Origin of the sequence: Halorubrum trueperi (assembly GCF_042662525.1) — an archaeon.
GTDB lineage: Archaea > Halobacteriota > Halobacteria > Halobacteriales > Haloferacaceae > Halorubrum > Halorubrum trueperi.
On sequence record NZ_JBHSXI010000013.1, the window covers coordinates 1 to 14,454 of the forward strand.

General features: G+C 60.2%; 12 protein-coding genes and 4 pseudogenes. 8 read left to right on the plus strand and 8 right to left on the minus strand.

What is annotated here, in order from left to right:
• Positions 1 to 507: 507 nt before the first annotated feature.
• Entirely contained in the window at positions 508 to 1,137 is a 630-nt protein-coding gene (locus ACFQEY_RS13095) for an IS630 family transposase (protein WP_417448642.1), read from the minus strand.
• 16 nt (positions 1,138 to 1,153) lie between these two features.
• Positions 1,154 to 1,579 (minus strand): annotated as a pseudogene (locus ACFQEY_RS13100) (helix-turn-helix domain-containing protein); the annotation flags it as partial.
• Positions 1,580 to 1,624: 45 nt separating this feature from the next.
• Here ACFQEY_RS13100 and ACFQEY_RS13105 point away from each other — a divergent pair.
• Positions 1,625 to 2,131: a hypothetical protein gene (locus ACFQEY_RS13105; RefSeq protein WP_379769316.1), complete on the plus strand. Its 507-nt coding sequence runs from the start codon at positions 1,625 to 1,627 to the stop codon at positions 2,129 to 2,131.
• On the opposite strand, the pseudogene ACFQEY_RS13110 reads toward ACFQEY_RS13105, so the two are convergent.
• Positions 2,063 to 2,353: pseudogene (locus ACFQEY_RS13110) on the minus strand (transposase); the annotation flags it as partial. The gene ACFQEY_RS13105 and the pseudogene ACFQEY_RS13110 overlap by 69 nt on opposite strands.
• Before the next feature lie 85 nt (positions 2,354 to 2,438).
• Between ACFQEY_RS13110 and ACFQEY_RS13115 the strand changes: the two are divergent.
• The 5 genes and pseudogenes from ACFQEY_RS13115 to ACFQEY_RS13135 all read left to right on the plus strand — a co-directional run.
• Positions 2,439 to 2,867: pseudogene (locus tag ACFQEY_RS13115) on the plus strand (ISH6 family transposase); the annotation flags it as partial.
• Positions 2,868 to 2,919: 52 nt separating this feature from the next.
• On the plus strand, positions 2,920 to 3,570 hold the full coding sequence (locus tag ACFQEY_RS13120) for an IS6 family transposase (protein ID WP_379769291.1): 651 nt from the start codon (positions 2,920 to 2,922) through the stop codon (positions 3,568 to 3,570).
• Positions 3,569 to 4,498: pseudogene (locus ACFQEY_RS13125) on the plus strand (ISH6 family transposase); the annotation flags it as partial. The gene ACFQEY_RS13120 and the pseudogene ACFQEY_RS13125, both read left to right, overlap by 2 nt.
• A gap of 218 nt (positions 4,499 to 4,716) precedes the next feature.
• On the plus strand, positions 4,717 to 6,909 hold the full coding sequence (locus ACFQEY_RS13130; RefSeq protein ID WP_379769293.1) for a heterodisulfide reductase-related iron-sulfur binding cluster: 2,193 nt from the start codon (positions 4,717 to 4,719) through the stop codon (positions 6,907 to 6,909).
• Between the two features lie 101 nt (positions 6,910 to 7,010).
• A protein-coding gene (locus ACFQEY_RS13135) for an IS630 family transposase (RefSeq protein ID WP_379769295.1) occupies positions 7,011 to 8,113 on the plus strand; the annotation gives its coding sequence in 2 pieces (ribosomal slippage) (positions 7,011 to 7,446 and positions 7,446 to 8,113; 1,104 coding nt in all).
• Between the two features lie 406 nt (positions 8,114 to 8,519).
• On the opposite strand, the gene ACFQEY_RS13140 is transcribed toward ACFQEY_RS13135, so the two are convergent.
• Positions 8,520 to 9,581, minus strand: coding sequence for a zinc-dependent alcohol dehydrogenase family protein (locus ACFQEY_RS13140; protein WP_379769298.1), 1,062 nt, complete (start codon positions 9,579 to 9,581; stop codon positions 8,520 to 8,522).
• Between the two features lie 109 nt (positions 9,582 to 9,690).
• Complete coding sequence (locus tag ACFQEY_RS13145; RefSeq protein WP_379769300.1) at positions 9,691 to 9,891, minus strand: ribbon-helix-helix domain-containing protein; 201 nt, start codon at positions 9,889 to 9,891, stop codon at positions 9,691 to 9,693.
• A gap of 120 nt (positions 9,892 to 10,011) precedes the next feature.
• On the opposite strand from ACFQEY_RS13145, the gene ACFQEY_RS13150 reads away from it, so the two are divergent.
• Positions 10,012 to 10,296, plus strand: coding sequence for a ubiquitin-like small modifier protein 1 (locus ACFQEY_RS13150; protein ID WP_379769303.1), 285 nt, complete (start codon positions 10,012 to 10,014; stop codon positions 10,294 to 10,296).
• Positions 10,297 to 10,320: 24 nt separating this feature from the next.
• On the opposite strand, the gene ACFQEY_RS13155 is transcribed toward ACFQEY_RS13150, so the two are convergent.
• Positions 10,321 to 12,012, minus strand: a complete 1,692-nt coding sequence (locus tag ACFQEY_RS13155; RefSeq protein ID WP_379769305.1) for an aldehyde ferredoxin oxidoreductase C-terminal domain-containing protein — start codon at positions 12,010 to 12,012, stop codon at positions 10,321 to 10,323.
• A 371-nt stretch (positions 12,013 to 12,383) separates the two neighbouring features.
• A complete protein-coding gene (locus ACFQEY_RS13160) occupies positions 12,384 to 12,674 on the minus strand; it encodes a hypothetical protein (RefSeq protein WP_379769308.1) in 291 nt (96 codons plus the stop codon).
• 215 nt (positions 12,675 to 12,889) lie between these two features.
• Between ACFQEY_RS13160 and ACFQEY_RS13165 the strand changes: the two genes are divergently transcribed.
• Positions 12,890 to 13,477 (plus strand): NAD(P)/FAD-dependent oxidoreductase, encoded by a 588-nt coding sequence (locus ACFQEY_RS13165; protein ID WP_379769310.1) that lies wholly within the window; start codon positions 12,890 to 12,892, stop codon positions 13,475 to 13,477.
• Positions 13,478 to 13,616: 139 nt separating this feature from the next.
• Here ACFQEY_RS13165 and ACFQEY_RS13170 read toward each other — a convergent pair whose 3' ends face one another.
• Positions 13,617 to 14,225 (minus strand): acyl-CoA dehydrogenase family protein, encoded by a 609-nt coding sequence (locus ACFQEY_RS13170; RefSeq protein WP_379769312.1) that lies wholly within the window; start codon positions 14,223 to 14,225, stop codon positions 13,617 to 13,619.
• Positions 14,226 to 14,454: the final 229 nt, after the last annotated feature.

A 14,454-nucleotide genomic window follows, 5' to 3' on the forward strand; every position in this document is an offset into this window, starting at 1 on the left:
CAATCGGTGTTGCCTCCATACCCGGACGAAGGTTGGTTCTGCTCTTTATAAATTCACGAAGTCAAGTACTTTCATACGCGATAGAACGTGCGAGTGCGTCCGAATTAAACGTTACCAACGGCATACTGTGGTGGACCCTCGCGGGGGTTGACGCTGCCGGGCTCGGAGCGACCGGGGATGGCGGCTAGTGCGCCCAGACTAGCGGACGACATGATAGGTCGTGGATGACGCGGTCGGACAGGCCGAATCGGAGGCTGTTGTGCGGCTTCGACGACGGACCATCGGAACGTGGAACCAGCGACGTGGTAGCACCGTGCGTGGACTGGCGAGCGAGCGACTGCTCGGCGGTATCTGCGTCCGCTTCTCACCGAGGAGATGGACCGTATTCGGGTACGTATCACACTATGTTGTGAATAGCTATCGCCAGGCGTCCTGGAAGTGGCTGCGTGGGCGCCTCGCCAGCCCTCGCGGTGACTGATACGGTCGTGCGTTAATTTTTACCTGTATTCACGGGCAGAGATAGTTCCAGATATTCGGTTCATCAACCGTGGGGAGGCCTCGTTGGAGCTGCTGTTTCAGCGTTGCAAGATCCGGGATGAGACGATGCTTGAACCATTCGTTGAGTCGATCCCAGCATCCTTCCACCGGATTGAGCTCCGGTAATTTCGGCGGAAAGTACCACACATCGAGATGCTCCTCACCATCTTCGTCTCCGCGCACGCATGCGACCGAACTGTCTCCGACAGTTTCGGTCGCGCGCTCATCGCTGACGTGTTCCCAGAGATCCCTGTTGTAGAAATATCCCGCACGGTCGAGAAACACCACTAACTCTTCACCGAATCGGTCTTGAAGCGCACCAAGCAGCCAGATACCTTGCTGTGAGGTAAGGTTCTCTTCGGTCCAGCAGTAGAAGCTGTCACCGTCATCGGTGACAGCGCCCAGTACGGTCACTTTATCCCACGAGTTTGAGGTCTCTATCGTCGGATTTGAACCGATCGGGTACCAGCCACGTCGTTGAACTGTGCCGACGCGCTTGGTGAACTGATCGACGACAACGACGGTTTTCTCTGTCAGTTCCGGCCGTTTTTTCGACTGTTTCTTGGAACTCCGCCTCTTTTTGCGGGTCTGCCTCGTGATTGCGCGGCCGTGCTGTCCGGTAGGACAGCTCGGCCTTGCTCATGAGTTTGCGCGCGTGTCCTTTGCTGTACTCAACGTCGTATTCCTCTTTGATGTGGTCTATCAGCAGCGTTGACGACCACGCTTGCTGTTCGTAGTCGAGTTCGGTCGGTGGCTGCTGAAGTTGCTCGAACAGCTGCTCGCGTTGCTCTTCATCGAGTTTCGACGGACGACCTGATCGATCGTCGTCGTAAGGTGCTTGCTCGATCGGTTCGCGCGCGAACCGATCGAGCCAGTTGCGGATTGTCTTCTCAACGACGCCATGGCGTTCAGCCAGTCTCTCAAGCTCGTCGCCCTGTTTTCGTCCGATCGCAGCCAGCACCCGTTCCCGAGGAATCTCACCCTCTGTTTGCTCACGCAGTTCCTGAAGTTCTTCCAGAGTGATACCGTCCAACCGACTCATTACACGAAGTTGAATCTATATCGGTATGTAGTTTCGCACGACCGTATGACCGACCCCGATCTCGATGCGTGTGGTGTCCCCAGTGACCGAACCACAATGGCCGATGCACGGTCCGATCGGGAGGGTGGCCAGGGCGCCACCGCTATCGTCCGAGCGGTGGTGACGGACTCCCGACGGTTGGCCCGCCAGTCGAAGGCCTTCTCGCCGAGGAGCACGAGGAGACGGCTCCCACGTCTCACATCAGTCAGCAGGCTCATCCAGACGAGGCCCGACCAATGGATGGGTCGGGGTACCATTCGTCCCAACGCGGAAGCCGACAGCGTCGCGGTGCTCGAAATCACGTCGATTCCGACCGCTTCGGGCAGTTTCCGACCGACGGAGGAGTACCTTCTCCCGGCAGATAGAGTCGCTGGAAACGGGTGGCGGCGACCGGATTACCGTCCTCATGGAGTACTGGTGACGCTCTTCGGTAGACTGGCGGAATTAGCGGAGTACATTGACAGCGATGCAATCCACGAGACCGTGGATCGGTGCCCCACTAAGATTCAGTGACCGGAGAAACTCATAGGTCCGAGCGGCCTGCTCCAAGCCCTGCTTGGACAGGCCGCGGAACTTCGCCAGCCACGGCTGGAGTAGTGACCAGAGACACTCTACTTGGTTCGTGTGGACACCCTCGTCAGAGACGTATTCGTCGTCGTGGACGACGTACCGGTGATCGTGCTCCATCCCTTGGTAGGCAGGCAGTCCATCAGTCCAGACCTCTCCCAGCGGCTGGTCGTGTCGCAAAATCCTCTAGAGTTCAGTAGTAACTGACTCCCCTGAGCAAGGGGACGCCTCTGGTGTCCACCCGAGGTGTCCCATGCACGCCACAATCGACGTGCGGTTGACCGTTAGCATCGACGACGACAAAACGATACCGCTGGCCACGCTTGCCGAGTTCATTACCGACCAAAACATCGAATCGGTCCTTCTCGAAGGACTCGTCGAAAGCCTCGACGCGGGCCGCGTCGAGGCGCTCTGTGGCGAAAAACACGCTCACGGCAACGGCGAAAACCGCTTCCAACGAGCCGGCACTGATACTCGCACAGCTGTCACAACCGCCGGTGAACACGAGTTCAATCTTCATTACGTCAAAGACACCGCTGCTGATCACGACGAATCCAGTTACTTCCGGCCCGTCGAAGACGTTCTCGGCTTCGACGGCCAAAACCGCTATCAGCAAGACATCGCCGCCCAAAGCGTCGACCTCGCTACCTCACTCAGTTATCGTGATGCGGCAGATCACGGGGCACCGTTAACTTAGCGAAAGGGATGGGAAGATTCGGCTCCTAGTGGAGCTGATGAAACTGAACCTTCCCGAGTTAGCAGAGGTACTGGAGGAGATTGAGTTTTTCGAGCGTGAGCGAACGGATCGCCAGTCTGTCGAACTGGCGATCCTGCTGTACAATCACGGTGTGAGCCTGCGGAAGATCGAGCGAGTCCTCGGGTGGCTCGGCGTCGATCGGTCTCACGTGGCGATCTGGAAGTGGATCCAGAAATTCGGCCAGCGACTGCGAGAGGCTGGTCGGCGGCCCGCCGCCGACCTGCCGGCTGTCGTGTTGATGGACGAGACAGCGATCTCACAGCAGGGAGAGGAGTTTGTGCTGTTTGCAGCGGTCGATCCGGAGACACGCGATCTGTTACACGCCGAAGTGGCACCGTCTCGAAACACGCTGACAACTCGGCGGTTCCTGTCGGAACTCGCCGAGCTGTACGGGCGAGCCCCACCAATTGTGGTGACAGACGGGGCCAGCTACGGCCCCGTCTTCACCCCGCTTGACATCACACATATCGTCCGCCGACACAGCGTGAGAAACCGTATCGAACGCTGGATACAGGAGCTAAAACGCCGGATTGACACGTTCTACGCATCCTTCACCGGTGACGACGTAGCCACGACGAACAACTGGCTCAAACAGTTCGCTTGGACCTGGAACGTCTGCCTAAGTTAACGGTGCCGATCACGGCGACGGCATCTTCAAGAGGATGCCGTCGCCGACCACCATCAACCGTCGCACCAAAGAATACGGCACCAAGCTCAAGCAGTTTCTTCCCGACTGTGTCGCTGACACCGACGCTGACGCCGTTATTCCTGACGGCACGCAGTGTCACAGCCAAGACGAAGACCGCTCGTACCACTCTGTCCAAGCCACACTTGGCGAAAACACCGCCGAGGAGTCACGCTCTCTGCTGGATCTCTCGGTCAACGCTGACTGGGACGAGACAGCCGCCGAACTCGAAGACATCGGCGCAGTCACTGACGACGCGACAGTCGTCAGTGACGGCGATAGCGGCATTGTCACAGCCTTTACCGACGAACACAGCGATCACCAACTCGATCTCGTCCACGTTGGCCGAACGCTTGACTACAACCTCTGGGACGACGGTGTCTTTTCGTTGGATCGGCGTAACCAGATCGTTTCAGAAGTAATCGAAGAAGTGTTCCATCTGAAGAACTCGGTCATCAAGCACCGGCCAGAAGAGGAGTTCGCGGCGATCCGCGAGCGGATCGCGCGAACGACCGAGCGTATCGAGAAGACAGCGTGGCAGCTGAATCAGTACGGCTCGGAGAAGGCGGCGAGGTATCTTCGGCGGTGGCTGCCGTCGATAGTGACGTTTGCCAAGCAGGCTATCGAGGGGTTCGAGGTGCCATGGACCTCGAACCCCGTCGAACGACTGATGGGCGAAGTCAGCAAGCGGTGCAAGAACCAGTGGATGCGCTGGACAAAGGAAGGATTAGAGGCGATCCTCCAGCTTCGGTTGGTGAAGTACGCCGATCCATCATACTACCAGTCGTTCCTCGACGAACTGCTCCAGCGACAGACCAAAACAGCAATGAGTTGTGACCTCTCAATTGAGAGCACCAGAGGCAAACTCTAGACCGCTTTGCGACACGACCCACAAGTTCCGCTAGCCTCTGGCCAAGGGCAGGGCGTTCGTTGGACATATTCGTTTCTGCCCTGCCAGAGGCGCTAATACTCTTGGTTCCGCCAGTCTACCGAAGAGCGTGCCAATTTGATTTTTTATAATTGACTTGATAGAGCAGAATAATGCTCGCCGTCCCTAAGGTTTATTTAATTACTGTTAAAAATCCCAGTGTGACTGCGCTACAAACTGCCACCCGAGAGACCTTCTGGACGATCGGTCCGGTGGGGAAGGCGGCGTTCTACTGGCTCGCCGCCGTCGCGGTCCTCGTCTTCCTCTACGGCGTCTACGCCCGGTTCGCGGCGTACGCGTACGGGAGCGCGGATCCGCGGGATCGACTATCGAACCTCCCCGGCCGGGTCGTTGCCGCGACGAAGACCGTCCTCGCGAACGAGAACCAGTTCGACGGGGACCTCTACACCGGCGTGATGCACACGTTCGTGCTGTGGGGGTTCCTCGTCTTGCTCGTCGCGACGACGATCCTCGGGATCGACATCGACCTCTACCGCCCGCTCACGGGCGAGTCGTTCTGGGTCGGCGACTTCTACCTCGCCTACCAGTTCGCCGTCGACGCGTTCGGCCTGCTGTTCGTCGTCGGCGTCGGCATGGCCGGATTCCGTCGCTACCGGAAGCGCGAGGGGCGGCTGTGGGGGAAACACACCTCGCTGGAGGACGACGCGTTCGTCTGGACGCTGTTCCTGCTCGGGGTCGGCGGCTTCCTCGTCGAGGGCGTGAGTATGGTCGGGCAGGCCCAGCGCGCGACCGAGACGGTGAGCTTCGTCGGGATGGCGCTTGCGACGGGGCTGGAGTCGGCTGGGCTCACGGCCGCGGGCGCCGAGGCGATATACGGCGCCCTCTGGTGGAGTCACTCCCTGCTCGCGTTCGCGTTCGTCGCGTGGATCCCGTACGCGAAGCCGTTCCACATGATCTCCTCGTTCGCGAACGTCGTCGCCCGCGACGAGGACGCGGGCGCGCGGCTCCCGAACGTCCCCGCGGACCTCGATCACACCAACGCGGAGTCGCTCGACGACTTCACCTGGAAGGAGCTGCTGGACGGCGACGCCTGTACGAAGTGCGGCCGCTGTACCGACGCCTGCCCCGCCGACACGGTCGGGCGAAACCTCGACCCGCGAAACGTCATCCTCGACCTGAAGGCGTACCGCGAGTCTGTGAGCGACGACCCGGTGGCCGGGTCGGGCGGCGGAGCGGTGACTGACGGCGGCGTGGCGAGTACAGATGGAGGCACCGTTCCCATCGTTGCCGACGAGGGCGGCGTGATCGACGCCGAGTCGATGGAGTCGTGCATGTCCTGTATGGCGTGTATGGACGCCTGCCCGGTCGATATCGAACACCTCACCTCCTTCACGAAGATGAACCGCCAGCTCGTCGACGAAGGGGCGGTCGACTCGAACCTTCAGGACGTGTTCCAAGACGTTATGCAGAAGGGGAACACCTTCGGCGAGTCGCAGTCGGCGCGCGGCGACTGGACGGACGACCTCGATGAGGGGGTGGACGTCCCGGACGCCCGCGAGACGGAGGTGGAGTACCTCTGGTACGTCGGCGACTACCCGAGCTTCGACGACCGGAACAAGCAGGTTGCTCGCGCGCTCGCACGCCTCTTCGACGAGGCCGACGTGTCGTTCGGTATCCTCTTCGACGACGAGAAGACCGACGGCAACGACATCCGCCGGATCGGCGAGGAGTTCCTCTACCTCGAACTGGCGGGCCACCACGTCGAGACGTTCGCGGACTGCGAGTTCGAGAACATTGTCTGCACCGACCCGCACTCCTACAACACCATCAAAAACGAGTACCCCGAGGTCGACTTCGCCGAGTTCGCTGACGACCCAATGATGCCGTTCGAGCGCGAGGAGCCGTGGAACCCGGACGGGGAGATCGACGTGCTCCACTGGACGCAGGTGGTCGAGGAGTTAGTCGAGGCGGGACGGCTCGGCCTGTCGGGCAACGAGTTAGACTACACCGTCACCTACCACGACCCCTGTCACCTCGGCCGGTACAACGACGAGTACGAGGCGCCCCGCGAGCTGATTCGCGCGACCGGCGCCGACCTCCACGAGATGCCCCGCTCGCGCGACGACTCCTTCTGCTGTGGCGGGGGCGGCGGCGGCCTCTGGACCGAACACGACGAGGAGGTGAAGCCGAGCGAGGAGCGCCTCCGCGAGGCGGTCGAAGATACCGACGCGGGCGCCGACATCGAGAAGTTCGTCGTCGCCTGCCCGATGTGCACGACGATGTTTGAGGACGGGCGGAAGACCGGGAACTTCGAGGACGACGTCGAGATCGTCGACGTCGCGGAACTCCTGATCGAGGCGGTGGAGATGCGGGCGGGGGAGACGATAGCATAAAATCACTCATCATCAACCTAGTGCGGCTTCAGCCCTGAACTGCTATCTTTATCTACTCAGAGCACCTCTAGGTAGTATTCAGAGCTTCTCTGAAGTAATTCATGCCCCGAACCAAACAGTATGTCGTCGATCTGTCTGCCGATGAACGAGCCGAGCTCAGTTCGATGCTGTCCGCTGGAACCTACAAAACGCGGGAACTCACGCGGGCACGGTGTCTTTTGCATTCGGATGACGGCTTGACTGACCCAGAGGTCAGTGAAGCCGTCGGGTGCCATTCCGCTACCGTTCAACGACTCCGCAAACGCTATACCGAGGACGGCCTCGCGGCGATTACTCGCCGCAAGGCCGACCGTGTCTATGAGCGCAAACTTGACGGACGTGAAGAAGCACATCTCATCAGACTCGCCTGCAGCGATCCACCGGAAGGACGGTCTCGCTGGTCGCTCCATCTCCTTGCCGAGCACTTCGTTGCCTTGACCGAGATCGACGTTGAGTCGATCTCTCACGAGACCGTTCGACGAATTCTAAAAAAACACGACTGCACCCTCACCGATCCAAATCATGGGTGATCACACCCGAGAACAGCGCCGCATTCGTCTGCAAGATGGAGGACGTTCTCGATCTTTACCACGAACCGTACGATCCACGCTGCCCGGTCGTCTGTTTTGACGAGTCCAACAAGGAACTCCACAAAGAGGTCCGCGACCCGCTCCCGGCGCGCCCGGGAGCGGTCGCTCGGTACGATTACACCTACGAACGCAACGGGACGCGCAATCTCTTCATGATGAGCGAACCGTTGAGTGGCTGGCGACACGTTGAAGTAACCAAGCGACGGCAGAAAGAAGAGTTCGCTCAGCAGATGCAAGCGTTGGTGGATGATCACTACCCGGATGCTGACCGCATCCGGGTGGTGATGGACAATCTGAACACACACCAGGCGTACGCTCTCTACGAACAATTCCCGCCAAAAGAGGCGCGTCGAATCCTCAGTAGGCTCGAATTTCACTTCACGCCAGAACATGGCAGCTGGCTAAACATGGCAGAGATTGAATTCAGTGCTCTGTGGACAGAGTGTCTTGATCGACGAATCCGCGACGCAGCGACACTCCGTGCGGAGGTCGCTGCGTGGGAACGGACCCGAAACGACGACGAATCGACGATTGACTGGCAGTTCACGACTGATGACGCTCGCATGCCTTGTTGAACGCAAGACGGCGACGGGGTAGGGTCGATTGTACGTAGTCTCAAGCTGTCAGAGGCGCGTTCTTACGATCAGAAGATGCAGTAGCTGTTACTGACGGCGGTTGTCGAAGGGTCAAAACTATGGTATCTTGTTTCGTTGTGTCACTGACGACGGCGATGCCTCTCCCGGATACGTCCCGAGAAACCTTCAACTCACGCCGGACCGACTGTTCACTTCGGCGACTATCCGCGTGATGCCGGCGTCACGCGTCACAGAACGGCGTCACGTCACAGAAACGGGATGACGGATCTCCGTCGCTCGGAATCGGTCTCCGGCCGACGGTGTCATACGGTTTCCTGCAAGTCGGTTCCGGCGCAACCGCGACCCGAGCGCCGGTTGCGCCGGCACATCGGTACGGCAACCCGTATCAGAACTCGTCGATGACCGGGATCCCCTCCGTCCCGTAGTCGGTCATCGCCTCGAGCGTGTCGTTGACGTCCTCGAGGTCGATCGTCCCGGAGACGACGGCGTCGGGCTCGAGTTTCCCGGTTGCGACCATCCGGAAGATCTCGTCGTAGCGAGTGGGTGGCATGCCGAACGAGCCGATGAACTCGATCTCCTGCATCACCATCGCGTCCGTGGGGAGGTGGACCATCCCCCGTTCCTCGTCGGTCGTGAGTCCGACCTGGATGTGCTGGCCGCGCGTGCCGAGGCTCCCGACGGAGTTCTGGCAGGTGGTCGCGATCCCCAGAGCGTCCATCGACACGTCGGCCCCGCCGTCGGCGATCGCTTTCACCTCGGCCGGGACGTCGTCGACCTCCTCGGCGTTGACCGTCTCGACGGCACCGAGGTCGCGGGCCGACTCGAGTTTCTCGTCGGTGAGGTCGACCGCGACGACGTTCGCACCCAGCGCGTCGGCGATGTGGACCGCCGAGAGGCCGATGCCGCCACAGCCGTGGACGGCCACCCAGTCGCCCGCGCCAACGTCGGCCTGGTGGGCCAGCGCGTGGAACGAGGTCATGAACCGACAGCCTAGTCCGGCCATGTCGACCGACGAGACGCCGTCGGGGAGTTTCACGAGGTTGTGGTCGGCGAAGGGGACGTGGACCTGTTCGGCGAACGCCCCCTGGACGGCCTCGACGAACCCCAGCGGCATCACGTTCTCGCAGGTGTTCGAGTGACCCTGGCGACACTCCATACAGGTCCCGTCGCCGAGGTTGAACGGGACGGCGACGTGGTCGCCCTCCGAGACGCCCTCGACTTCCTCGCCGACGGCGATCACGGTACCCGCGGGTTCGTGGCCCAGGATCTGTCCGGGCTGGGTCTCGATGCCGATCCAGTCCCAGTCGCCCTGCCAGCCGTGCCAGTCGCTCCGACAGACGCCACAGGCTTCGACGTCGACGACCGCGCCGTTCGGATCGGGGTCCGGCGCGTCGATGTCTTCGATCGAGAGCGGTTCGCCGTGTTCCTCGAGGACTGCTGCGCGCATAGGTAGACCTGTCGCGTTTGAGTACTTAAAACTAGCGGTGCACTCTCTATCTCGTTTCAAAGATACGGTTTTAGAAGCGATTGCAGCCGCTGCAAAGGGGAAAAACTAGTTAAAGAGTTCCTTTTCGGCGGCGGATGATGAGCTCGCGGACTCGTGCCTTGTGGTCGACATCACTCTGGAAGTACGCGGTCAGAATCGCCTCAACAACCTCTGAACGGCTTGCTTGGAGATCAACGCACTGCTCGGTCAGCTCGTCCAGTTCCTCGACGAGTTCATCCGAAATGGACACGCCAAATTCCGTGTTTGACATCGTTCAAACCACTTGAGAAACGATTGCAGCTGCTGCAACGTAACTTTACCGCCTTATTCGGCTGAGGAGATTCTTCGCGGCACCACCATTTATATACTCGAAACGCGACAGCGTCGGCCTATGCAAATCGAGTGTAAACTGTTTGGCCCGTTTCGCGAGGACGCCGGCGTCGAGAACGTCGGCGGCGAGTACGACCCCGGGACGACAGTCGGCGAACTGCTCCGGGCGCTGGAGGCCGAGTACTCGCCCCTCGCGGGGCGCATCGTCGACGCGGACGGTGACGGGACCGAGGGCTCAACGGTGGTCTCGGTCAACGAGAAGCACATCAACCACCTCGACGGCCTCTCGACCGAACTCGAGGAGGGCGACGTAGTCCGGATCGTCCCCGCGGTGTACGGCGGATAGTCCGCGGGCGAGAGTGGCGAACGCCTAGTCGTCGCCGCTTGCGGGGGCGACCGCGTCGACCGCCGGGTCGGGGACGGTACCGTCCTCGTTCCACCCCCGTACCTCGTAATACTTCTGGACGGCCTCCGCGAGGTCCGGAATCTCGTAGGGCAGGCGGTCGTCGTCGACGTCCTTGCCGCGCTTGTTGTTGAAGTGACGCTCGCGCGCGACGGTCCGTGCGCCGATCTCCTGGAGGCGTTCGTAGTCGGCGTCAAGCAGCTGTGCGACCCGTTCTTCGGTCAGGTAGCCCTGCTCCCCACCGAACGCACAGACGATGCCGGAGTCGCGGATCACGTTGTGGTTCTCCAGTCCCGCCAGCGTCTCGGCCTTGCCGAGCGTCCCCTCGGGGTCAACCTCGCCGGCGTACACCAGCCCGAACATCCCGCCGTACATGTGGTCGGCGCCGCGGTTGGCGACGGCGTAGGAGAGACCCTGCCCGTGAAGCGTCCGGCCGTCGTGGCCGGCAAACTCCATCCCCTTCACTGTGTAGTTGTCGACGCCGAGGTCCTCGTGGCAGCGGTCGACTCCCTCCGCGAGGTTGTCGCCGATCCCCTCGCGGTGGGCGATTTTCTCTACGGTCTCGTGGGCCAACTCGGCGTTCCCGAACTCGTCTTCGCTCTTAAGGTAGGCGGCGACGGTGACACCCGCGGAGATGGTGTCCATCCCGAGTTCGTCACAGAGGTCGTTCGAGATCATCACGTCCACGATGTCGTCGACGCCCTGGCTGGTGCCGAAGGAGTACACCGTCTCGAACTCCGGCCCCTCCGTCTCGACCCCCCTTATCTCGTCTTTGGTGGGGAGCTTACAGGCGTAGGCACACTGCGAGCAGGCGCCCTTCTTGTACTTCTTCCCCTCGACGGCATCGCCGCCGATGTTCTCGATGCGCTCGAACTGATAGTCGTCGAAGTACCGCGTCGGGACCGAGAAGTTGTCGTTGATGAACTCCGTGTAGCTCGTGGTCCCCTGGCGCCGAAACAGGTCATCGCTGGTCGCAGCTTCGCGGTGGACATCCATCGCCGGGGGGTCCGGGATCTCGATGTCAGGCGAGGAGTCGCCCTCGAAGGTGACACACTTGACGTTCTTCGACCCGAGGACGGCGCCGATGCCGCCGCGGCCGAACGCCCGGGAGTCGAACGTCATCACCGACGCAAAGCGCACGAGGTTCTCCCCGGCCGGGCCGATGGTGATGCAGTTCTCCGGCCCGAGGTCGTGGTGGGTGTCCATGTAGCCCGAGACGCGACTGACCTCGGCGCCCTCCAGTTCGGGGACTTCCTCGAACTCGACGTCGGGCCCGTCTGGGCCGTCGGTGACGTGAATCGCGAGCAGTTCGTCGCTCTGGCCGGTCACCTCGAGCACCGAGAGCCCGGCGCCCGTGAAGTTTCGCGAGAGGTAGCCGCCGGCGTTCGTCGAGACGAGGCCGTCGGTTAGCGGTGAGAGGCCGGTCATGTTCATCCGGCCGGTGAAGGACATCCGGCTCATCTGCAGCGGCCCCGTCGAAAGGTACGCGCGGTTCTCGGGGCCGAGCGGGTCGGCGTCGAAGGGGATGCGGTCGTGGGCCAGCGCGGTCGCGGTCGCACGCCCACCGATCGTGTTCTCGAGTACGTCGTCGATGCCAACGCGTTTGGTGGTCCGTTCGCCGACATCGACGGTGAGCATGGGGCCTTCGGCGTGAAGCATATCACTGTGATACGGTTTCACATGACTTAGTTCTGTCTCTCGACGAGCGGGTCACGTGACGTTAGACAGCTCGTACGGCATCTCTTTGCGCACAGGTTCGGTACGGCGTACGTGTTTAGCCCCAGATCAATTTCGGTAGTCTCTCGTAGGAGCCGCGAAACTGGTGGTCGCGTCGCAAAGTCGTTTAGACTTTGCTCGCCAGCGTCGAAAACGAGTCCAGAATAATACCTGTTATGGTCTTAAATTTCTGTGCACCCGGTGCACGCGATTCTGATAGCGTTTAAGATAGAGGGGCGCTCAGTACGGCGCTAAACTTTGAACGGTTTTGCGACGCGACCAAAATTTCGACCGCCCAGGCAAAGCACTGCTATTCAACACGGTACTCGAAGGAACGCACAGAGGCGTTCTGTGAACCACCCGTGGAACGAGGCATAACTGAGCGTTCCACCGAAGGTGTCGATGTACTCCTGGCGGAACTCTTCGAGTGTCCGGTAGTTGCCAGCAACAAATCCGAGTGTGAGCGGCCAGAACAAGGCGTCAGCCGCCAGTTTTTCGCCATCGCGCTGGACCAACCCGGTTGCGCGAGCAAGCTCGCGCAGCCGGGGTTTCGGAACGGTATTCACCAATCGCTCCTCAATCACCGAATCCGGTGGTAGTTCCATTTCATCTCCCACCGGGCTCTTAGACCGGGAACAGCTGACGTTCTCCAGGCGATCTCAAATTAGCCTAGAACGGATGGTCCAGCACGTTTCTCGCCCCAATTGACAGACCGTCTGCGAGAGTTGCTCAGCGAGAGACTCGCGGTATACTCCCTGCATACGGTCGAGTACCAGTGGGATTGAGAAGGTTTTTCGTACTGACCAAGCAATAAGCTCGCATGGCAGACGTACTCGTTATCGGCGGTGGTCCGGCTGGCCTCAGTGCCGCACTGTTCACGGCGAAAAATGGCCTGGAAACGACTGTCTTCGACACCGACGAGACGTGGCTCCACAAGGCCCACCTATTCAATTACCCCGGAATCGGGTCAATCGACGGGTCGGCCTACATAACCACGCTCCGGGAACAGGTCGATGATTTTGGCGTCACCCGTCACCAGGACACCGAAGTCACGTCGGTTTCGACGACCGACGATGGCTTCCTCGTCACCACAGCTGACGACGAGTCCACGGCGGACTACGTCGTGTTAGCGACGGGGGCAAACCGCGATCTAGCGGATGACTTGGGCTGTGCGTTCACCGATGAGGATGTCGTCGACGTGGACGTAACGATGGAAACGTCGGTCGAAGACGCCTATGCCACGGGCGCGATGGTCCGGGCCGAGGAGTGGCAGGCAGTCATCTCCGCAGGTGACGGTGCGGCAGCCGCGCTCAACATTCTCACGAAAGAGAACGGTGAGCACTTCCACGACTTCGACGTGCCAGCGGACGCCGAAGAACTGTTCGGGTCGTTAGTCGACACCGAATAATCAGTGATCTACGGTGCTCCCCTTGTCTCATTTGCTACCACCCATCGTCGGGTGACTGTCCAGCCAGGCATAGCCGAATCCACGGGACCGATACTAGCGGTCAAACCGCAGCGCTGCGAGGCGTTCCTCCCTATGGCTATCAATACGACCGGGGTAGTCCAAGGACGTGTTGGCCGAGATAGTTTCGAATCATCTCTTCAGTCACAGGCGCGGTCCGGGAATGCCGAATGAAACTCCACGCTGCAGAAATGCCAATTTCGGCCGATGCGGACATCCCACCAAACGTGGTCATAGCCGCCTCGGCGGCGTTCCACGCTGCCTTCCCGGCTTGGAGGTTTGCGATATTGGTGGTTTCGGCGATACCGTCTTTCTTTTCGTCGTACTGCCAAGCAGCCTGGTAGAGAGCGAGACGAGCAGCCGTTAGATCAGCGTGCGCATCAGCAAGCGGATGCTGTATAGCCTGATGACTCCCGATAGGGGCCGACCAAACGGTGCGTTCGTTCCCATATTCTACTGCTTTGTCTAATACCCACCTCCCAGCCCCCAACATTCCTGCTCCTGCTGTAATTCGTTCTCCATTCATCCCTTCGAAAATCTCAAACAAGCCCTTGTTCAAAGTCCCGAGAATTCTGTTTTCGGTAATATGAAGGTCGTTGATATATACTTGGTATGTTCTGTCAGGGAAGTACATGTCGAGAGGGATCTCGCTGTAATCAACGGTATCCTCATCTGGGTCGACGATAAACATCGTTAGCCCTTCACGGGGATCCTCACACGCAGATTTCGGTTTTGTTCTTGTTAGCAACAACAACCAGTCGGCGTCATTGAGGCCGGAGATGAATTGTTTTTCCCCGTTGATAATGAATTCGTACGTGTTTAGCCCCGTCTGATTTCGTCACTATCTCGTAGGTGGTGGCCTATGACAGACACATGGTCTGCCAGCAGGGAGTCAGTCTACATCCTCAGGGATGGTCTCC

Bases quoted from the DNA above. Each gene is read 5' to 3' on its own strand.
- ACFQEY_RS13150 (WP_379769303.1), top strand. From the start codon at position 10,012: ATGCAAATCGAGTGTAAACTGTTTGGCCCGTTTCGCGAGGACGCCGGC.
- ACFQEY_RS13145 (WP_379769300.1), bottom strand. From the start codon at position 9,891: ATGTCAAACACGGAATTTGGCGTGTCCATTTCGGATGAACTCGTCGAG.
- ACFQEY_RS13120 (WP_379769291.1), top strand. From the start codon at position 2,920: ATGAAACTGAACCTTCCCGAGTTAGCAGAGGTACTGGAGGAGATTGAG.
- ACFQEY_RS13160 (WP_379769308.1), bottom strand. From the start codon at position 12,674: ATGGAACTACCACCGGATTCGGTGATTGAGGAGCGATTGGTGAATACC.
- ACFQEY_RS13170 (WP_379769312.1), bottom strand. From the start codon at position 14,225: ATGTTTATCGTCGACCCAGATGAGGATACCGTTGATTACAGCGAGATC.
- ACFQEY_RS13105 (WP_379769316.1), top strand. From the start codon at position 1,625: ATGACCGACCCCGATCTCGATGCGTGTGGTGTCCCCAGTGACCGAACC.
- ACFQEY_RS13155 (WP_379769305.1), bottom strand. From the start codon at position 12,012: ATGCTTCACGCCGAAGGCCCCATGCTCACCGTCGATGTCGGCGAACGG.
- ACFQEY_RS13165 (WP_379769310.1), top strand. From the start codon at position 12,890: ATGGCAGACGTACTCGTTATCGGCGGTGGTCCGGCTGGCCTCAGTGCC.
- ACFQEY_RS13140 (WP_379769298.1), bottom strand. From the start codon at position 9,581: ATGCGCGCAGCAGTCCTCGAGGAACACGGCGAACCGCTCTCGATCGAA.